The following is a 20,410-nucleotide window of genomic DNA, read 5'->3' on the forward strand; positions in this document are numbered from 1 at the left end:
GCCAACGGATTCCCCATTGATTGGAATCGAACGGGAGCGGACGTTGCTCGAAGGATTCCGTGATAAGGCACAGATGCTGATTGATACGAGTGACATCAAGCCGCTTGCACTGAAAGAACGTCTCTTGAAGGAGTTCACGGAAGGCACTCGGATTCCGTTCACGGTCAACGTCATGTCGTTCGGTTTCAAACACGGTTTACCGCTTGATGCGGATCTTGTCTTTGACCTGCGCTTCTTACCGAATCCGTTCTACATTCCAGAGCTGCGTCCAAAGACGGGACTCGACGAGGAAGTCGCGTCATATGTCATGCAGTGGCCGGAAGCGAAGCTGTTCTATAAAAAACTCGTCGACTTGCTCGAGTTCCTGATTCCGCAATACGAGCGGGAAGGGAAGTCGCAACTCGTCATCGCCCTCGGTTGTACAGGCGGGAAACACCGATCGATCACGTTCGCGGAAGCGATCAGTAAAGAATTCGCGACGCAGTATCACATCGAGACGAATCACCGGGATTATGTGCATGCGAAGGAGGAGAAGTGATGAAATGGGAACGCAAAGTCGTCGCCATCGGTGGCGGGACAGGACTCTCGACGCTTCTTCGTGGACTGAAACATTATCCGCTTGATATCACAGCCATCGTCACGGTCGCCGATGACGGGGGCAGTTCTGGTCGTCTGCGGACGGAATTCAACATGTTACCGCCGGGCGATATCCGCAACGTCATCGTCTCCTTATCGAAGTCGGAGACGTTGATGGACCGAATCATGCAGTACCGGTTCGAGACCGGGGAAGGATTACACGGGCATTCGCTCGGAAACCTGATGCTGACGGCAGCAACCCAGCTCTGTAATGGTTCGTTCGTCGAAGCAATCGGCGTCATGGGACAACTGTTGAACGCGGAAGGAAAAGTCTATCCGGCGACGGAACGGACGATCACGTTATGTGCTGAGTTCGAGGACGGAACGATCGTCAAAGGTGAGTCGTTGATTCCGAAGGTCGGCAAGAAGATCGAACGGATCTTCCTTGAAGAACAAGACGTCCGTCCGGTACCGGAAGCGATTCAGGCGATTCTTGATGCCGACGTCATCGTCCTTGGTCCGGGTAGTCTCTATACGAGTATCATCCCGAACGTCCTGATCGATGAAATCCGGGAAGCGATCCAACAATCGCTGGCTCCGGTCGTCTATATTTGTAACGTCATGACGCAACCCGGTGAGACGACGGCGTTCACGGCGAATGAACATTTAGCGGCACTCGAACGCTTCCTCGGACAAGGCGTCGTTGATACGATCATCGTCAACAACGAATCGATCGATGCGAGTTACCTGAAGAAATACCAGAAGGATCACGCTGACATCGTCACCTATAATGAAAAACAATTCGAGCTCGCTGGCGTTGAAGTGCTTGCGGACGACATCGTCGATTATAATCATCACTTCATCCGTCATGACTCAGATGCCGTCGCAAGCCTCGTCATGCGAAAAGTGTTGTCGATTCGCCGGATGCGTCAACTCGAAGGAAAGGAGGAGCTGACATGAGCTTTGCCTCAGAAGTCAAAAAAGAATTAACGCAGATTCCGATCACCGATCACGAGATGAAGGCGGAACTCGCGGCGCTTGCCCGGATGAATGGTGCGATCTCGTTCGGTCTCGGACGTGGTCTGACACTCGATATCTCGACCGAGAATGCCTCGATTGCCCGTCGGATCTATTCGCTTTTGAAAAAAGCATACGGGGTTCATCTCGATCTGCTCGTGCGGAAGAAAATGCGTCTGAAAAAGAATAATGTCTACATCGTCCGCGTCAAACAACAGGCGGATAAGATTTTGCAAGACCTCGGGATTTTAGGGGAAGGGTTCACGATGATTCGCTCCATCAGTGACACGATCCTCAACGATGAACGAAAAGCGCGGGCGTATTTACGAGGGGCGTTCCTCGCCGGGGGTTCGCTCAACAATCCGGCGACATCGTCGTATCACTTGGAGATCTTTAGCTTATATGAAGAACACAATGCGGCGCTCCGCGGTCTATCGAACGTCTTTGATTTGAACGCGAAGGCGATCGAACGGAAAAAGGGACATATCCTCTACATTAAAGAGAGCGAGAAGATTTCCGATTTCCTTAAGCTCGTTGATGCGACACAATCGATGCTGCGGTTCGAGGATGTCCGGATCTTAAAAGATATGCGTAACTCGGTCAACCGTCTCGTCAACTGTGAGACGGCGAACCTCAACAAAACGGTCGGTGCGGCATTACGCCAAGTCGAGAACATCAAGTTCCTTGAGCGGACGGTCGGGCTCGATGTCTTACCGGATAAGCTGAAGGAGATCGCGATCTTGCGTGTGACCCATCAAGACGTCACGTTACAAGAGCTCGGGGAGATGGTCGAAAGCGGCTCCATCTCAAAATCAGGGATCAATCACCGGTTGCGGAAAATTGATCAAATCGCTGAAAAAGTACGAAATGGCGAGTCGATGATAGGGGCCTTATAAGAGGGTCGCTTGCGGGATGAACCATAGTCTACTATAATATATAGTCGATGCAACTAAATGTTCGAATTAAGGAGTTTTTGAAATGGCTAACGAAAAGAAACGTATTTCGCTGACAGTCGATGCGAAGTTTGATGAAGTGTTAACAAAAAAAGCAAAAGCAATCGGTGTACCGAAAAGCACACTCGTTGCATTCGCAACATCTTTGTTCCTGAAACAATTACAAGCAGAAGAAGAGCTTTCGCCACATGCGAACGCGATCTACTCGCTGATTCGTGAAAACCACGATATCGTTTCAGACATCACAGACTTGATCGACTGATCATCACCCTCTCGTTCTATAAGGAACGGGAGGTTTTTTGTATGTAACGATAACCGACAAGGCTTCACTTTTCTATGGATACAAAAAAAGTGCCTCCCGAAGGAGACACTCTGGATGACTTATGCACGTTCCATGACGCGGTCGATAAGACCGTAATCAGCAGCAGCTTGTGCTGACATGAAGTTGTCACGCTCTGTATCGCGTTCGATGACTTCAAGTGGTTGTCCTGTGTTTTCAGCCATGATTTTGTTGAGGTGCTCACGCATTTTGATGATACGCTCCGCATGGATTTTGATATCCGATGCTTGACCTTGTGTACCACCGAGTGGTTGGTGGATCATGATTTCAGCGTTTGGTAACGCGAAACGTTTTCCTTTTGCGCCTGCTTGTAGCAAGAACGCACCCATCGATGCTGCCATACCGATACAAATCGTTGAAACTTGTGGCTTGATGAAGTTCATTGTATCGTAAATCGCCATACCGGCAGTGATCGAACCACCTGGGCTGTTGATGTAAAGCGAGATTTCTTTATCTGGATCTTCTGCTGCTAAGAACAGAAGCTGGGCAACGACTGAGTTGGCGACGTTGTCGTCAATCGCGCTCCCGAGAAGAATGATGCGGTCTTTTAGCAAACGTGAGTAGATATCGTAAGCACGTTCCCCGCGGTTTGTTTGTTCGATGACTGTTGGAATTAACATAGTCTTTGCCTCCTTATAGTTGGTATGTAGCTTCCTATTCGACTTATCCTTATCATAATCCTTTGGTCAATATTGGTCAAAAGATACGATGCGACTTTTAGGTATTTTTCCATTACAAGGGCAAATGAAACATATCAATATAGAAAAAAGGCAACGCCATTGCTGGCATTGCCTTGTAGTTGAATAAATGGTACACCCGGAGAGATTCGAACTCCCGACACCTGGTACCGGAAACCAGTGCTCTATCCCCTGAGCTACGGGTGCATCTGATGTACTGAACAATTAATAGTATAGCGACATTTTTTCAGAAAAGCAATAGGGAAGGATGACTTTTCTTTTCTCTAGCGACTCAAAAGGGGTTCAGAGCACGTTTTTCAAAACGTTTCTTCTATAATAAGAAGTGAGGGAGGGAAATCGATGGATCAACGCCAGGAACAAACGCAACAGCTGACGTTATCGGCGTCACAACAGTATCAGTTACATGTACTTGAGCAACCAGCGGCAGAACTCGAGGAGGAATGGCGGCGGTTAAAACGACGATTGCACCGCCATTACCCGAATCAGGTTTCGTTAGAGGCCGAGCAGATGGCAGGACATTTGGCATCCTATGAAGACGAGCTTATTGCACAAATACGTTTAGAATCAGTCAGACAGGAAATAGGATATATGGCGGAACAACTCATCGTGTATTTAGAAGCGGACGGTTTATTGCGGACATCGGACGAGGAGCTCGCTGCATCCTTCTCGACCGATGTCGCAACGATTACAGAAGCACGGACACTCTTACAACAATGTGAACCAGTCGGCATTGCTGCCCGCTCGGAGCGCGAGTGCCAATGGTTACAGGCGATCGAGCTAGACGACGCAGAATTGATCGGACTGACGGATCGGTTACGACATGAACCGGCGAGTCAAGTGTTCGCGCAGTTCAGTAAACAGGATCGAGCACGGTTGCGAAAACGATTGACGCGGCTGAGCCGGACACCGAATCTTCCTAAAGAAGAACGACCGGTCATGGCAGAAGCACGGATTCACCTGTTAGATGGAAAACTTCAGATTGACTGGATGACACTCGACATGGATCAGAAGTGGCTCGGATTAAAAGAGGCAACGCCTTTTTTACGCGCGTACGAACGACGTCGCGTTACGATGCATGCCATCCTCTCGGTCTTGCTTGAGCGACAAGAACGCTGGTTCAAGGGAGAACTGCATCTTGAGCCACTGACGAAAAAACAAGTCGCTGAGGCGACGGGGCATCATCCGTCAACGATTGGTCGAGCGATTGCTGCGAAGTATGTCGAGACGGTTCATGGTCTCGTTGCTTTAGAAGACTTGTTCGTCTCACGGACGACAACCGGAGATTCGAGTTTTTTAATTAAACGGCGGATCGCCGAATATATTCAACATAGCGATCGTCCGTTAAGTGATCAGCAATTGACGGATCGTCTGCAAGCAGACGGTCTGACAGTCGCGCGACGGACGGTTGCAAAATATCGGGCAGCGCTTGGTTTAACGAAAAAAACGATGCAGCAAAGGAAGGCGCAATCAGAATGGGATTAAAACGACACAGACACTTAACACTCTATTCACGTCCGGGATGTACGCTATGTGAAGAGGCCGCCATCTTACTCGACTTCGTACTCGATGAGTTTCCGGAATGGACGTTCGAGGAAGTCAACATCGATCAGGATGAAGCGCTCAGTCTACGGTTCTTATATGAAATTCCGGTCGTCATGCATGACGGCGAAATTTGGAGTTATGGCAAATTCCAGACGGAAATGATAAGAAACCGCTTACTTCAAAAAACTTGAGAAACGAGACTTGCAAGGCGAGAAATGGACTGTTATGATAACGGTGTACCAAGTGGGACACGTTATGACATGCGGGACAGAAAGCGTCCAGCTACTTGAGAGGAGAGGGAAATACATGATTCGGCAGTTAGTCCAGATCCAAAAACGAATCGTGCCTGATCTGATCGAAGAAATGCAGACACGCTACGACATCCTTCATTATGTTCGACTGATGCAACCGATTGGACGACGTACGCTTGCGACAAGCCTTGGCTTGACGGAACGCGTCTTACGGCGGGAAGTTGACTTCTTGAAGCAGCAAGACCTCTTAGAGGTCGCGACGCAAGGGATGTCCTTGACAGATGAAGGACGAAACGTTCTTCGCAGCATGCACAGCATCATGGGAGAACTCGCAGGGATCTCAGACATGGCGAAAGCCTTAAAAGAGAGACTCGGAGTACGGGACGTCGTCATCGTACCGGGTGATTCCGATGAAACCTTCTGGGTACAACGAGACATGGGGCGGGCGACCGTCGCACGACTCAAACGAGAGCTTTCTTCAGACCATCACAATACGATCGCTGTCACAGGCGGTACGACGATGGCTTCCGTCGCGGCGATGATGTCGCCAGACAAGGAACACCGTCCGATGACATTCGTTCCGGCACGCGGAGGACTGGGAGAAACGCTCGAATTACAAGCGAACACAGTATGCTCACGGATGGCGTCACGCGCTCAAAGTGATTATCATCTGCTTCACATCCCCGACATGGTCAGTACAGAGACGTTCGTCAAGATGATCGAAGAGCCGAGCATAAAAAATGTGCTTCAAATGATTAAAGGTGCTTCAATCGTGGTACATGGAATTGGTGAGGCGAAAACGATGGCAAAACGTCGTCGCGCGTCTGAGGATCTCCTGACCCGACTGGAACATGAACAGGCAGTAGCGGAAGCATTCGGATATTACTTCGACCGAGACGGGAACATCGTGCACCGGGTCAAGACGGTTGGTCTCCAACTGGCTGACTTGAAGCAAGTCGAACACGTCATCGTCGTCGCAGGTGGTCATTCGAAGGCAGAAGCGATCAACGCCTATGTCAAACAGTCGCCGGACATCATCCTGATCACGGATGAAGGCGCAGCAGCTTCGATTTTGAAAGGGTAACCCCCTTTTGAATAATAGATAACTCGCTTTACATTAAAAGGAGGAAAATTATCATGGCAGTAAAAGTTGGTATTAACGGATTTGGACGTATCGGACGTTTGGCACTTCGTCAAATTCTTCAATTTGATGGAATCGAAGTAGTCGCGATCAACGACCTTACAGACACTAAAATGCTTGCACACCTTCTCAAATATGATACGACTCAAGGTCGTTTCGACGGCGAAGTTGAAGTACACGACGGTTACTTCCTCGTCAACGGTAAAGAAATCAAAACACTTGCTAACCGCAACCCAGAAGAACTCCCATGGGGCGAGCTCGGTGTTGACATCGTTCTCGAATGTACTGGTTTCTTCACAGACAAAGAAAAAGCTGAGCTTCACTTGAAAGCTGGCGCTAAAAAAGTCGTTATCTCTGCACCTGCAACTGGCGACATGAAAACAGTCGTCTTCAACACGAACCACGAAATCCTTGACGGAACTGAAACAGTTATCTCTGGTGCTTCTTGTACTACAAACTGTCTCGCGCCAATGGCTAAAGTTCTCCAAGATCAGTTCGGAATCGTTGAAGGTCTCATGACTACGATCCACGCTTACACTGGTGACCAAAACACACTCGACGCTCCACACCCTAAAGGTGACTTCCGTCGTGCACGTGCGGCAGCAGCAAACATCGTTCCAAACTCAACTGGTGCTGCAAAAGCAATCGGTCTCGTTCTTCCAGAACTTCAAGGTAAACTTGACGGATCTGCACAACGTGTACCAGTCGCTACAGGTTCACTCACTGAGCTCGTAACTGTACTCGACAAAAAAGTTTCTGTAGAAGAAGTCAACGCAGCAATGAAAGCAGCTGCTAACGAGTCTTACGGTTACACTGAAGACGAAATCGTTTCTTCTGACATCGTTGGTATCTCTTACGGATCACTCTTCGATGCAACACAAACTAAAGTCATGACAGTCGGCGACAAACAACTCGTTAAAACAGTTGCTTGGTATGACAACGAAATGTCTTACACTAGCCAACTCGTTCGTACACTCAAACACTTCGCAGAAATCGCTAAGTAATTCGAGCAATTAAATAGCAATTGAATAAGAGCGGAAACGATATCAGTCTCCGCTCTTATTGCGGAAAAAAGCGGGAGGGGCATTCGCCCCTCACTATACGTAAGAGACGGAGGACGAATGTATGAATAAGAAATCGATTCGCGACATCGATGTACAAGGAAAACGCGTATTTACACGCGTGGATTTCAACGTACCGTTGGAAGACGGTAAAATCACGGATGACACACGGATCCGTGCTGCACTCCCAACGATCAAACACTTGATCAACGGCGGAGCAAAAGTCATTCTCGCTAGCCACATGGGTCGTCCAAAAGGCGAAAAGAACCCCGAGTTCTCACTTGCACCTGTCGTAGCACGCCTCAGCGAATTGCTTGGTAAAGACATCAAGCTCGTTGAAGAAGCATACGGTCCAGTTGCAGAAGAAGCAGTCAGCAAACTCGAAAACGGCGATGTCATCGTCTTAGAGAACGTTCGCTTCTACCCTGGTGAAACGAAAAATGACGAAGAGCTCGCTAAAGGATTCGCGAAACTCGCTGACGTCTTCGTCAACGACGCGTTCGGCGCAGCACACCGTGCACACGCATCGACAGAAGGTATCGCACACCATGTCGACACTGCAGTTGCCGGTCTTCTCATCGAAAAAGAACTTCAAGTTCTCGGTAAAGCTCTTTCTAACCCAGATCGTCCGTTCACGGCAATCATCGGTGGTTCGAAAGTAGCGGATAAAATCGGTGTCATCGATCACTTACTCGACATCGTCGATACGTTGATCATCGGTGGCGGCTTATCGTACACGTTCCTCACAGCTCGTGGTATCGAAGTCGGTACTTCACTTCTTGAGGTCGATAAAATCGACCAAGCGAAGGAATTCATGAAGAAAGCAGAAGAAAAAGGCGTTAAGTTCCTCATGCCAATCGACTGTGTCATCACGAAGGAATTCGGAGAAGAAACATATGTCGGACCACGTGACATCACAGAGATCCCAGCAGATCACATGTCACTTGATATCGGTCCAAAAACGGTTGAACTCTATGCAGAGGCAATCAAGAACTCGAAACTCGTCGTCTGGAACGGACCGATGGGCGTATTCGAACTCGATAAATACGCAAACGGTACAAAAGGTGTCGCGCAAGCTCTTGCGGACAGTGATGCGTACTCAATCATCGGCGGTGGCGACTCAGCTGCTGCGGCAGAGAAATTCGGTCTTGCTGACAAAATGAGCCACATCTCTACAGGTGGTGGAGCAAGTCTCGAATTCATGGAAGGGAAAGCTCTTCCTGGTGTCGAAGCGCTAAACGACAAGTAATCTAAGTTCACAAGGGAGTGTTTCTCAATGCGTAAACCAATTATCGCAGGTAACTGGAAGATGAATCTGACGCTCAAGGATGCAGTCGCATTCGTTGAGGAAGTCAAAGGAGCTGTACCTGCTTCGACGACAGTCGACGCAGCCGTCTGTGCGCCAGCAGTATTCTTGGCACACTTGACAGAAGCAGCAGCTGGTACGGATCTTAAAATCGGTGCTCAAAACATGTACGACAAAGAGAGCGGCGCGTTCACTGGTGAAATCAGCCCGCTCATGCTCAAAGAACTCGACGTGACATACGTCATCCTCGGTCACTCTGAGCGTCGTGAGTACTTCGGCGAAACAGATGCGTTCATCAACAGCAAAGCGAAAAAAGCGTTCGAGCACGGCCTCGTTCCAATCGTTTGTGTAGGTGAAACACTGGAAGAGCGTGAAGGCGGCAAGTTCGAAGACGTCATCCGCGAACAGACAGCAAACAGCCTCAAAGGTCTTACTGTCGACCAAGTGAAAAATCTCGTCGTCGCTTACGAGCCTGTCTGGGCAATCGGAACAGGTAAATCAGCGACAGAACAAGATGCACAAGATTCTTGTAAATTCGTCCGCGACGTCGTTGCAGCTGAATTCGGTGCTGAAGCAGCAGAAGCTGTCCGCATCCAATACGGTGGTAGCGTCAAACCGGAAAACATCAAAGAATATATGGCTCAACCAGACATCGACGGCGCGCTCGTCGGCGGTGCAAGTCTTGAGACAGGATCGTTCCTCAAACTGTTGGAGGCGATTTAAATGAAAAAACGTCCAGTCGCACTGATCATCCTTGATGGTTTTGGTATGCGTGACGAGGAGTTCGGAAATGCCGTTACGGCGGCAAACAAACCGAACTTCGACCGTTACTGGGGTCAATACCCGCATACGTTGTTGAATGCGAAAGGTGAATACGTCGGTTTGCCTGAAGGTCAAATGGGGAACTCAGAAGTGGGTCACCTGAACATCGGTGCAGGTCGCGTCGTCTATCAATCGCTATCCCGAATCAACAACGCGGTCAAGGATCGCTCGTTCTTCTCGCGTCAAGCGATGAACGATGCGGCAGGTCACGTGAAGAAATACGGTTCAGCGCTTCATATCTTCGGTTTGGTCTCTGACGGTGGAATCCACAGTCACATCAACCACTTATATGCGGTGCTCGAATTCGCGAAACTTCACGAAATCGAAAAAGTCTACCTCCATGCTTTCACGGACGGTCGTGACTGCGACCCACAATCGGGCGCTGGTTTCCTCCGTGACGCGCAAGCGAAGATGGATGAATTGAATGTTGGACAGTTCGCAAGTATCTCTGGTCGCTACTATGCGATGGATCGCGATAACCGTTGGGAACGCGTCAAGAAAGTCTATGACGCCATCACGTTCGGTGAAGGTCCAACGACGAAGGATCCAATCGGCATGGTTGAAGCTTCGTACAAACAAGACGTAACGGATGAGTTCATCGAACCAACTGTTGTCGTGCAGGAAGACGGTACGCCAGTCGCACCGATCCACGATAACGATGCGATCGTGTTCTTCAACTATCGTCCTGACCGTGCGATTCAGCTTTCGAAAGTCTACAAAGAAAAAGGTGGCTTCAACGGATTCGAACTTCCGGACAACGCACCGAAGAACCTACTACTCGTCTCGATGACGAAGTACTCGGATGCGATCGATACGGACATCGTCTTCCCGCCTGAAGACATCAAGAACACGCTTGGTGAGACATTGTCAAAACAAGGTCTCAAACAGCTACGCATCGCGGAAACGGAAAAGTATCCGCACGTCACGTTCTTCTTCAACGGACAACGTGAAGAACCATACGAAGGGGAAGATCGGATCTTGATCCCTTCACCAAAAGTCGCGACATACGACTTGAAACCGGAGATGAGCGTCTATGAAGTCACAGACGCGCTCGTCGACGCAATCAACTCGGACAAACACGACGCGATCATCCTCAACTTCGCAAACCCGGATATGGTCGGTCACTCGGGTATGCTCGAGCCGACGAAAAAGGCGATCGAAGCAGTCGATGAGTGTCTTGGGAAAGTCGTTGACTTGATTCTCAGCAAAGGCGGCGCGGCAGTCATCACGGCTGACCACGGGAACGCGGATAAAGTCCTCAATGCGGACGGCAGTAAGATGACGGCGCATACGACAGAACCGGTTCCATGTATCGTGACGGTCGAGGACGTTGAACTCCTTGAACCACTCACAGGTGCACTCGCTGACCTCGCACCAACGGTCCTTGATCTCCTCGGAGCGGACCAGCCAGCAGAGATGACTGGTAAATCGATCGTATTGAAGAAATAATCCCGTCGATCGAAAGAATTACAGCACATATTTCTTACACACAAAAGGAGCGAATTTAAATGTCAATGATTACAGAGATTTACGCACGCGAGATTCTTGATTCACGCGGTAACCCAACAGTAGAAGTAGAAGTTTATACAGAAGATGGCGGTTTCGGTCGCGCACTCGTACCATCAGGTGCATCAACTGGTGAGCACGAAGCAGTCGAACTCCGTGATGGCGACAAAGCACGTTACCTCGGGAAAGGTGTTTTGAAAGCTGTTGACAACGTCAACGAAAAAATCGCACCAGAAATCATCGGTTACGATGTCTTCGACCAAGCTGGAATCGACAAAAAAATGATCGATCTCGATGGTACGAAAAACAAAGGTAACTTCGGCGCTAACGCAATCCTTGGTGTTTCTATGGCTGCTGCACGTGCTGCTGCTGATGAGCTTGGTCTTCCACTTTACACATACCTCGGTGGATTCAACGCGAAAACATTGCCAACACCAATGATGAACATCATCAACGGCGGATCACACGCAGACAACAACGTGGACTTCCAAGAGTTCATGATCATGCCTGTCGGTGCTTCAACATTCAAAGAAGCACTTCGTATGGGTGCTGAAATCTTCCACGCGTTGAAATCAGTTCTTAGCGGAATGGGTCTTAACACAGCAGTTGGTGACGAGGGTGGATTCGCTCCAAACTTGAAATCAAACGAAGAAGCAATCACAGTTATCCTTGAAGCAATCGAAAAAGCTGGCTACAAAGCAGGCGAAGATGTTTACCTTGCAATGGACGTCGCTTCTTCTGAGTTCTACGATAAAGCAGCTGGAAAATACAACCTCGCTGGCGAAGGCAAAGTCCTCTCAACAGAAGAGCTTGTTGAATTCTACGCACAACTCGTCGACAAATACCCAATCATCTCAATCGAAGATGGCTGTGACGAAAACGACTGGGATGGTCACAAACTTCTTACAGATCGTATCGGACACAAAGTTCAACTCGTTGGGGATGACTTGTTCGTAACAAACACTGAGAAACTTGCTGAAGGTATCGAAAAAGGCATCGCTAACTCGATCCTCATCAAAGTTAACCAAATCGGTACGTTGACTGAAACATTCGACGCAATCGAAATGGCTAAAAAAGCTGGTTACACAGCTGTCGTTTCTCACCGTTCTGGTGAAACTGAAGATGCAACAATCGCCGATATCGCTGTTGCAACAAACGCTGGTCAAATCAAAACTGGTTCACTTTCACGTACAGACCGTATCGCGAAATACAACCAACTTCTCCGCATCGAAGACATGCTTTCAGACGTTGCTGTCTACGACGGAATCAAATCATTCTACAACCTCAAGAAGTAATTTCAGGTTGATCGTTTGAATAAGCTATAAGGAAAACCTCCTATTCGTGTGATACGTACACACGGATAGGAGGTTTTTTGTATACCAAGCGATGTCAAACATGAAAAGCACTTTTGTCATTAAAACTATACTGAACTGTCAAAAAATTGATTCATCCTAGTAGATGACTAAAATGTTATACTCATAAATAAGTGCAAATTAAATAGTTATAGGTATTAATTACATCTTGCTCGATACAGATGACAAATACGTCTAAAGGAGATACGATCATGCTAAATTCAGATTTAGATATCCGTTTAGAACCACGCATTCAAGAGTTATATCGACTACACAAGGAGCGTTCAGCCAACATCGACTGGAGCTACCACGAATTCATTCCGTGGGATAAGGCGATGTCGTTCAAACGCGTTCCTTGGGACGAAAGCCAAGTCACGCTTCCGGAAGGTGTCATCGTCGCAATCGAGACGGCATTACTGACAGAGGTCAACTTACCGTGGTATACGTCGCACTTAGACTATACGTTCAAGAACTCGATGGAAGTCATCAATGACTTCGTCCGGACATGGACAGCAGAAGAAGATCAGCACTCGAACTTACTCGAGACGTATTTACTCGTCACGCGAAACGTCAATCCAACGCGACTTCATCAATTAAGAAGACGCGTCGTTGAAAACGGCTGGTTCCCGGACTTCACGAACCCGTTAGCGACAATGGCATATACGTCACTGCAAGAGTTAGCGACACTCGTCTTCTATAACAACGTTGCGAAAATCGCAGGGGCACACGACAAGGACTTAGCAACGCAAGTCCGTCGTCTAGCGAAAGACGAAGCGCTCCATTATGCGTTCTATCGTGACACGGTCAAAGCACACCTAGAGCTTGACCCGAACTTCATCGTCTTCTTCGAAGACGTCATCATCAACTTCTCGATGCCAGGTGCTGTCATGCCGGACTTCACGGAACGGATGAAGACGATTGCTGTTGATACGAACTATGGACCACTCCAATACTTCGACCAAGTATTAGACGTCGTCGTCAAATTCTGGGGCATCGCCGATTTAGAACCGACAACTGACGAAGCGAAACAATCTCAAGCGAACATCATGAAGTATCATGGACGTCTGAAGCGTATCAAGGAACGTCAAGAGCGCCAACTCGAAAAAGCGAAGATTGACGCGTAAGGGGGAATGAAGATGAAGTGTGAAATCTGTGGAACTGAAACGAACAACCAAGTCAGTTACTTGGAACTCGATACATGGGAATTCAACTCATTGAACAAAGAAGCAAAAGATTTTTATCCGATCTGTTTTGATTGCTTCGACAAGCATACGAATCAGTTCATCGATCAAGAGATGGATCTCGAATTACGTAAAAAACGTTCGCAAATGGTCAACAAAGAAGTAGAAGCTGAAATCGAAGCGATTCTTGAGGTTGAGAATTAAGTTGTCTTTACCATACGTGAAGGGAAGCAAAACCGGTAGTGCTTTGGCGCTATCGGTTTTTTTTATCCCTAAAAAAAGCAGTTATCTCTTGCTTCACATGTTTTGTGAAAGAAGAAATAGCTGCTTTTAACATGAAGTCAGTCTTCGATGAATGTAACGAGATAATGATGGGCAGAATGAAGCGGTGCACGGGTCACGAAAAAGTCCGGGAGATTGACATCGATTCCCAATTCGCGCAGTGTATCGGGATCCAAACATTCCTGAATCAAACGTTTGATGTCTTGTAACAGTTCATCGTGCAAGTTCGCTTCCTTCGGAAAGGCACGTTTCGCGTCATCGCGCAACAATAGCACGATAGGTGGTAGACCTCGTAAGAGATCGACCTGAAGTGGCTGCTGATGACGTTCGAAATAATCATTCAGACAACTGACGACCTTCATCGAGTGTTCTTCTTTCATCCGATCCCAACTCTCTGTATGTGACTGTAACTCTCTAGCTATTCCCTAATTGAAGCGAGGATATGCAGAGAAACTGGAAATCAAGCATTACAAGGACGCTGTTCGGGGTAGAACTAGAGGGAAGGGGGAATCGACATGCTATTTCGGTTTTTGTTTTTAGGGCTTGATACGTCGATTGGTGACATCCCGTTGCGCCTCATCTATTTTACGGAACTCATACTATTCATCGGTTTGTATCAAATCACGAGCCGGTTTTCGCGTCAGAGTCTGATTTTTGGAACGGCACTCGGAATTGGTGGACTGATTGCCATCTTACCCGGTGCGCTCTATATCATCCGTTATAATCCGGAGGATGCCGTCATCGATGTCACGTTCCTATTGATTTATTTGTTTGAGCCGCTGGCAATCGTTGCGTTCGTTGTTGCTTTGATTCGGCGTTTGTTCGTGGAGCGAAAAAGAGCCGGGAAAGCAAAAAGATGAAAGACTTGTCAGCTAGACTCCGATTGTTCATTGATTTCCGTCCAAGACGTCGCTTTCCGCGGGCGGAAGGTAAGCTTCCTCGTCGCGTGTGCTCCTGCGGGGTCTTGCCTATTCCGCTCTTCCCGCAGGAGTCTCCGTCTTTTCCGAAAATCAACAATCTAACGTGCTACTGAGAGGATAAGAAATACACCGTAAGATGGCGTGACGCTGTCTTGCGGTGTATTTGCGTATGCATCCAAATACTTTCTTTCAATAGTGTAAGGAAGAGTAACTGGAAGAATATTCTATAATAGAGGGAGAGCGAAATTAGATCTTAGTTAATTTCGTAAGATCCCGTTGATTATAGGAGTGAGTTTCATGCATAAAATGTTGTTTGGTTTATCTGTCTTAAATAGTCTCTACATTACGAACAACTTATTTACGTATTCCGATAGTTTTTTGAATGCACCTCTGGGCATCACGACTGTTATTGCCGTGACATTGATGTATCTAAACGATAGCGCAAAAAAAGATAAACCGTCGTTGTACACGAAAGCGACGGATGGATTAGGATTCATTAATATTCTGATTGGTCTCTCGCTGATCGTCTTTATTTAAGGATGATTCAGAACGTTCAAATGCATGATTATACGGAATTACCGTAAGTCTGACGCCGCGTCAGGCTTCTTTTTTATGGTCCAATCCAAGAACTCGAAAAAAATAAAATATATTTTAGATAAAAAAGATTGATGTGTAACCGGTTACACAATATGATGATTCTTGTAAGCGTTATCAAAAGAAAGAGGTGGCGAAACATGTCGACCATCCGGGAAGTAGCGAAAGCGGCCCATGTCTCCGTCGCGACGGTCTCACGCGTCATGAACGAAAAGGGTTATGTCAGTGAGAAATCGCGTAAGGCGGTGCTTCAGGCAATCAAACAATTGGACTATCGGCCGAACCGAGTCGCGCGATCGTTGTTCCAAAAACGGTCCGGACTGATCGGATTGATCGTTCCAGACATCACGAACCCGTTCTTCCCACAACTCGCACGAGCTGTGGAAGATATGGCACATCAACATGGTTTTCAGGTCATTTTGTGTAACACAGACGAACAGTTTCAGAAAGAACGCGAATATATCAAGTCACTCGAGGCGATGCATGTCGACGGATTGATCATCACAACGAACTACTCAAACAATCCGAACTATGAAGAACTCGAAGTGCCGGTCGTAGCGTTAGACCGTGTGTTACAAGGAGCGATTCCGACGGTGACGTCAAACGGATACGAAGGCGGGAAAAAGGCAGCTTCGTTCTTACTTGCTTCTGGTGCGACGGAACTGGCAGTCATCAGCGGTCCCTCGAAACTCCCGACGATCAAGAAACGCCGGGACGGCTTTGAGGAAGTCGCCGGAACCCATCTCGTCGCAAGCATCGAGTCACCGTTCCACTTTCAAGGAGCGCTCGATGCCGCGAACTATCTCTTTGATCACTATCATTGCAACGGCATTTTTGCTGCGAGTGATGTCATCGCTGCAGCAACGGTGCAAGTCGCTGCGGAACGCGGGATCACGATTCCGGACGAGCTACAAGTGATCGGCTATGACGGCATCGAACTCGGACAAATGATTTCACCACCGTTGACGACGATTGCGCAGCCGATCTATCAAATGGGAGAACTGGCGGCGAAACTTTTGATTCAGCGGATTGAAGGCACACCGATTGCCGCCGTTCATCATGAGTTGACAGTTGAGATCATCGAACGGGAAACGACGAAACGGAAGGATGAGGAAGCATGAAACAAATCAGTGTCATCGGCAGTATCTCGATGGATCTCGTCGTCGAAAGTAAACGCCGCCCAGGCGCAGGCGAAACGGTCATCGGGGATGCCTTTCATACCGTACCGGGCGGAAAAGGGGCGAACCAAGCAGTCGCGGTCGCGCGTCTCGGCAGTACCGTCGAAATGATCGGTTGCGTCGGCAGTGACGCAAACGGTGAAGCGATTCGCGAAAACTTCAAAACGCAAGGAGTACAGACGACACACTTGCAAACGATTGAAGGCGAACGGACGGGAACGGCACATATCACGCTCGCTGAAGGCGACAACTCGATCGTCGTCGTTCAGTCTGCTAATCAACATGTGAAATTTGCGGATGATACACTCGCGCCGGTTCTCGAAGACAGTGAAATCATCTTACTCCAGCTCGAGATTCCAATCGAAACGGTCGAGACCGTTGCTCGCGAAGCACATGCAGCCGGCATTCCAGTCGTCTTGAATCCAGCACCGGCGATGTCACTCAGTCCGGAATTGATTGAACACGTCACATACTTAACGCCAAACGAACATGAATGTGGCTTGATCTTCGGACAAGACCAGCCAATCGAACATTGGCTGATGGAATATCCGAATAAATTGATCGTGACCGAAGGCAGTCGCGGGGCACGCTTCTACGACGGTGAGTCAATCGTGACGATTCCAGCGATCGAGACGACCGTCGTCGATACGACAGGAGCAGGGGATACGTTCAACGGTGCCTTAGCCGTTGCGTTAACGGAAGGACAACCGCTCGTCGAGGCAATTCGTTTCGCGAACCGGGCAGCCGGCTTATCGATTCGCGCGCTTGGCGCTCAAGGCGGCATGCCGACACGGGAACAGATGGAGGGAGACGCATGAAGAAACACGGTATCTTAAACAGTCATATCAGCAAGGTCCTGACCGATCTCGGTCATACCGATACGATCGTCATCGCCGATTGCGGCTTACCGATTCCAAACGGAGTCGCCCGAATCGATTTAGCACTGGAACTCGGCACACCGTCATTCCTCGACGTCGTCCGTGTCGTCGCCGGTGACATGGCGATTGAACAGCTGACACTGGCGACAGAGATCAAAGAAGCGAATCCGGATGTCCTCGAGCAACTCGAAGCCATGCAGATCGAGACGACGTTCGTTTCGCATGAGGAGTTCAAGAAACAGACACAGCAGGCGAAGGTCATCATCCGGACCGGAGAAGCGACACCGTACGCAAATGTCATCTTCCATTCCGGCGTAATCTTTTAAGGGGGTCATGCGATGCGTATCGAGATGACAGGTATCAAAAAAGCATTCGGTCCCGTTCCCGTCCTGAAAGGTGTCGACTTCGAACTCGCTGCGGGTGAGATCCACGCCTTGATGGGAGAGAACGGTGCCGGGAAATCGACACTGATGAAGATTTTGACCGGTGTTCATAAAGCGGACGCAGGGACGATCCGCGTCGATGGACAGGACATCGAATATAAGAATCCGAAGCTTGCCGAAGAAGCGGGAATTGCCTTCATCCACCAGGAACTGAACATCCTCCCGGATTTAACGGTGACGGAAAACTTGTTCCTCGGACGGGAGTTAAAGTCACGCTTCNNGATTCTCAAGCAAGGAGAGATGAAACGCCAGGCAGAACGTGAACTCGCCGAATTAAATGTCTTCATGGATGTCGATCAACTCGCTCGGACGTTGTCGGTCGGTCAGCAACAGATGATTGAGATCGCAAAAGCTTTGATGACGGACGCGAAGGTCATCATCATGGATGAACCGACAGCCGCACTGACGGAGCGGGAAATTCGTGCCTTGTTCAGCGTCGCAACGGCACTGCGCAACCAAGGTGTCTCGATCGTTTATATCTCACACCGAATGGAGGAAATCTTCGAGCTTTGTGACCGGATCACCGTCTTACGAGACGGGATCTCCGTCTCGACGCACGCGATTCCCGAGACATCGTTCGAACAGATCGTCCGGGAGATGGTCGGTCGTGAGATGGGTGAACGGTATCCGGATCGTGATGTGTCGATCGGTGCGACCGTTCTCGAAGTCAAACAGGCGAGTGGGAAACGATTCGACGATGTCTCGTTCTCCGTCAAGGCGGGCGAAATCATCGGCTTCTCTGGTTTGATGGGCGCCGGGCGGACGGAAGTCATGCGCGGATTGTTCGGGGTCGATCGCCTGAAAGAAGGAACGATTGAATTGAACGGACAGTCGCTGCAGATTAAGACACCGTATGATGCGATCCGCCAGGGCATCGGCTTTTTGACCGAGGATCGCAAAGGCGAAGGATTGTTCCTCGACTTTTCATTGCGTGAGAACATCTCACTGCCAACGATTCGATCGTTATCGAGATCCGGTGTCATCAAGGATCAGGCAGAACGCGATTTCGCGGAAGGATACTTGAAGTCGCTCTCGGTTCGCCACAGCTCGATGGACCAGCCGGGCAGCAGCAACGAAACGAAGAAAAAGACGAAGGACTTTAAGATTGGTCTTTCGATTTCAACCCTCAACAACCCATTCTTTGTCTCGTTAAAAGAAGGAGCAGAACAAGAAACCAAAGCACAAGGCGCAACACTTCAAGTCGCAGATGCACAAGATGATGCGGCAAAACAAGCAAGCGACATCGAAGACATGGTCCAAAAGAAAGTCGATCTCATTTTGATCAACCCAACGGATTCAGCAGCAGTTGGTGCAGCCGTCCAAACAGCAAACGATGCGAACATCCCAGTCATCACGGTTGACCGGAACGCAGAAGCAGGCGACGTCGTCGCACACATCGCGTCAGATAACGTCGCGGGTGGGAAACAAGCAGGTGAGTTCATGATCGAACTCGTCGGCGATAAAGCGAAAGTCGTTGAACTCGAAGGAATTCCAGGAGCATCCGCAACTCGTGACCGTGGTAAAGGGTTCCATGAAGCAGTCGATGGTAAACTTGACGTCGTCGCAAAACAAGCAGCAAACTTCGACCGGGCAAAAGGATTGTCGGTCATGGAGAACATCCTTCAAAACAACAAAGACATCAAAGCCGTCTTCGCTCACAATGATGAAATGGCTCTCGGTGCGGTCGAAGCGTTAAAAGCAGCGGGTCTGAATGATGTGAAAGTCATCGGCTTCGATGCAACGGATGATGCCGTCAAAGCCGTCAAAGACGGAAAAATGGCAGGAACGATCGCTCAAAAACCGACGGAGATCGGGAAAATGGGTGTCGAGACAGCAATCAAGCACCTAAAAGGCGACAAAGTCGAGAAGAACATCCCAGTCGATCTCGAATTGATCAAACAATAAGGAAACAGGACTTCTGAGTCGATGATTCAGGTGTCCCTTTTCGTCAGGCAGGAAAAAGTTCCTAAATCTATTCCTTGTTCCCGTACTTGTTTTTCTCTATAATGAAAGAAGCGTATATTACTGAAGGAGGATCATCGATGATCATTCATAACGTGGCTCTTGTCGGCCTCATCGTCGTTTCCGTTCTTCTCATCATCGTCGTTCTATTGATGTCGGGTCGTACGACCGGACTCGGAGCATTGACGGGTGGAGCAGAACAATTATTTGGTCGCCAAAAAGCTCGTGGCTTGGATGCGGTCCTAAATCGTGTGGCGTCTATCTTAGGAGCATTACTCTTCATCTTGGCGTTACTCGTCGCTTTTTATAAGTGAGCATTGAAACGACAGCCGTATGATCGCGCTGTCGTTTTTTGTATTTCTCGATATTCATTTTTTCCGGATATGGGGTATAGAGTTAGAGGGGGA

General features: G+C 48.7%; 22 protein-coding genes, 1 tRNA gene and 1 pseudogene. 21 read left to right on the forward strand and 3 right to left on the reverse strand.

Annotation, left to right across the window (positions count from 1 at the left end; translation table 11 throughout):
• From B4F99_RS10085 to B4F99_RS10100, 4 genes are all read left to right on the forward strand, one after another.
• Positions 1–538 (forward strand): RNase adapter RapZ (locus B4F99_RS10085; protein ID WP_290757519.1); only part of this gene is annotated, 538 nt, incomplete at its 5' end.
• Positions 538–1,536: a gluconeogenesis factor YvcK family protein gene (locus B4F99_RS10090; RefSeq protein WP_029342482.1), complete on the forward strand. Its 999-nt coding sequence runs from the start codon at positions 538–540 to the stop codon at positions 1,534–1,536. The genes B4F99_RS10085 and B4F99_RS10090, both read left to right, overlap by 1 nt.
• Complete coding sequence (gene whiA / locus B4F99_RS10095; protein ID WP_290757521.1) at positions 1,533–2,489, forward strand: DNA-binding protein WhiA; 957 nt, start codon at positions 1,533–1,535, stop codon at positions 2,487–2,489. Before B4F99_RS10090 ends, whiA begins: the two co-directional genes overlap by 4 nt.
• A gap of 82 nt (positions 2,490–2,571) precedes the next feature.
• On the forward strand, positions 2,572–2,808 hold the full coding sequence (locus B4F99_RS10100) for a hypothetical protein (protein WP_035409978.1): 237 nt from the start codon (positions 2,572–2,574) through the stop codon (positions 2,806–2,808).
• Between the two features lie 119 nt (positions 2,809–2,927).
• On the opposite strand, the pseudogene clpP reads toward B4F99_RS10100, so the two are convergent.
• A pseudogene (clpP, locus tag B4F99_RS10105) lies at positions 2,928–3,512 on the reverse strand (ATP-dependent Clp endopeptidase proteolytic subunit ClpP); the annotation flags it as partial.
• Between the two features lie 182 nt (positions 3,513–3,694).
• Positions 3,695–3,770, reverse strand: a tRNA-Arg gene (locus B4F99_RS10110).
• Between the two features lie 153 nt (positions 3,771–3,923).
• Between B4F99_RS10110 and B4F99_RS10115 the strand changes: the two genes are divergently transcribed.
• The 10 genes from B4F99_RS10115 to B4F99_RS10160 all read left to right on the forward strand — a co-directional run bounded on the left by B4F99_RS10115 (position 3,924) and on the right by B4F99_RS10160 (position 13,950).
• Positions 3,924–5,066, forward strand: coding sequence for an RNA polymerase subunit sigma-54 (locus B4F99_RS10115; RefSeq protein ID WP_290757523.1), 1,143 nt, complete (start codon positions 3,924–3,926; stop codon positions 5,064–5,066).
• Positions 5,057–5,317 (forward strand): glutaredoxin family protein, encoded by a 261-nt coding sequence (locus B4F99_RS10120; RefSeq protein ID WP_290757525.1) that lies wholly within the window; start codon positions 5,057–5,059, stop codon positions 5,315–5,317. Before B4F99_RS10115 ends, B4F99_RS10120 begins: the two co-directional genes overlap by 10 nt.
• Before the next feature lie 115 nt (positions 5,318–5,432).
• Complete coding sequence (locus B4F99_RS10125) at positions 5,433–6,461, forward strand: sugar-binding transcriptional regulator (RefSeq protein ID WP_023469218.1); 1,029 nt, start codon at positions 5,433–5,435, stop codon at positions 6,459–6,461.
• 53 nt (positions 6,462–6,514) lie between these two features.
• On the forward strand, positions 6,515–7,522 hold the full coding sequence (gap, locus tag B4F99_RS10130; protein WP_023469217.1) for a type I glyceraldehyde-3-phosphate dehydrogenase: 1,008 nt from the start codon (positions 6,515–6,517) through the stop codon (positions 7,520–7,522).
• A 121-nt stretch (positions 7,523–7,643) separates the two neighbouring features.
• Complete coding sequence (locus B4F99_RS10135; RefSeq protein WP_290757527.1) at positions 7,644–8,828, forward strand: phosphoglycerate kinase; 1,185 nt, start codon at positions 7,644–7,646, stop codon at positions 8,826–8,828.
• A 27-nt stretch (positions 8,829–8,855) separates the two neighbouring features.
• Positions 8,856–9,608, forward strand: a complete 753-nt coding sequence (gene tpiA, locus B4F99_RS10140; RefSeq protein WP_023469215.1) for a triose-phosphate isomerase — start codon at positions 8,856–8,858, stop codon at positions 9,606–9,608.
• The gene (gpmI, locus tag B4F99_RS10145) at positions 9,609–11,156 is read left to right on the forward strand and encodes a 2,3-bisphosphoglycerate-independent phosphoglycerate mutase (RefSeq protein ID WP_290757529.1); all 1,548 of its coding nucleotides are present in this window, start codon (positions 9,609–9,611) and stop codon (positions 11,154–11,156) included. It begins immediately after the preceding gene.
• A gap of 59 nt (positions 11,157–11,215) precedes the next feature.
• A complete protein-coding gene (gene eno / locus B4F99_RS10150) occupies positions 11,216–12,508 on the forward strand; it encodes a phosphopyruvate hydratase (protein ID WP_290757531.1) in 1,293 nt (430 codons plus the stop codon).
• Between the two features lie 269 nt (positions 12,509–12,777).
• Positions 12,778–13,689 (forward strand): acyl-ACP desaturase, encoded by a 912-nt coding sequence (locus tag B4F99_RS10155; protein ID WP_290757533.1) that lies wholly within the window; start codon positions 12,778–12,780, stop codon positions 13,687–13,689.
• A gap of 12 nt (positions 13,690–13,701) precedes the next feature.
• On the forward strand, positions 13,702–13,950 hold the full coding sequence (locus B4F99_RS10160) for a hypothetical protein (protein WP_230088506.1): 249 nt from the start codon (positions 13,702–13,704) through the stop codon (positions 13,948–13,950).
• Positions 13,951–14,087: 137 nt separating this feature from the next.
• Here the strand turns inward: B4F99_RS10160 and B4F99_RS10165 are convergent, their stop codons facing one another.
• Positions 14,088–14,408, reverse strand: coding sequence for a hypothetical protein (locus B4F99_RS10165; protein ID WP_290757536.1), 321 nt, complete (start codon positions 14,406–14,408; stop codon positions 14,088–14,090).
• A gap of 135 nt (positions 14,409–14,543) precedes the next feature.
• On the opposite strand from B4F99_RS10165, the gene B4F99_RS10170 reads away from it, so the two are divergent.
• From B4F99_RS10170 to secG, 7 genes are all read left to right on the forward strand, one after another.
• A complete protein-coding gene (locus B4F99_RS10170) occupies positions 14,544–14,888 on the forward strand; it encodes a hypothetical protein (protein WP_214852550.1) in 345 nt (114 codons plus the stop codon).
• A 357-nt stretch (positions 14,889–15,245) separates the two neighbouring features.
• Positions 15,246–15,485: a hypothetical protein gene (locus B4F99_RS10180; RefSeq protein WP_214852552.1), complete on the forward strand. Its 240-nt coding sequence runs from the start codon at positions 15,246–15,248 to the stop codon at positions 15,483–15,485.
• A gap of 197 nt (positions 15,486–15,682) precedes the next feature.
• The gene (locus tag B4F99_RS10185) at positions 15,683–16,663 is read left to right on the forward strand and encodes a LacI family DNA-binding transcriptional regulator (RefSeq protein WP_050678689.1); all 981 of its coding nucleotides are present in this window, start codon (positions 15,683–15,685) and stop codon (positions 16,661–16,663) included.
• Positions 16,660–17,538 (forward strand): ribokinase, encoded by an 879-nt coding sequence (gene rbsK, locus B4F99_RS10190; RefSeq protein WP_290757541.1) that lies wholly within the window; start codon positions 16,660–16,662, stop codon positions 17,536–17,538. Before B4F99_RS10185 ends, rbsK begins: the two co-directional genes overlap by 4 nt.
• The gene (gene rbsD / locus B4F99_RS10195) at positions 17,535–17,924 is read left to right on the forward strand and encodes a D-ribose pyranase (protein ID WP_290757544.1); all 390 of its coding nucleotides are present in this window, start codon (positions 17,535–17,537) and stop codon (positions 17,922–17,924) included. The genes rbsK and rbsD overlap by 4 nt, the downstream gene beginning before the upstream one ends.
• Positions 17,925–17,936: 12 nt before the next feature.
• Positions 17,937–19,946, forward strand: coding sequence for a ribose ABC transporter substrate-binding protein RbsB (rbsB, locus tag B4F99_RS15510; protein WP_414651134.1), 2,010 nt, complete (start codon positions 17,937–17,939; stop codon positions 19,944–19,946).
• Positions 19,947–20,083: 137 nt separating this feature from the next.
• Positions 20,084–20,317 (forward strand): preprotein translocase subunit SecG, encoded by a 234-nt coding sequence (gene secG, locus B4F99_RS10210; RefSeq protein ID WP_023469201.1) that lies wholly within the window; start codon positions 20,084–20,086, stop codon positions 20,315–20,317.
• The last annotated feature ends 93 nt before the right edge of the window (positions 20,318–20,410 follow it).

Origin of the sequence: Exiguobacterium sp. UBA3491, from assembly GCF_002377745.1 — a bacterium.
Lineage (GTDB): Bacteria > Bacillota > Bacilli > Exiguobacteriales > Exiguobacteriaceae > Exiguobacterium_A.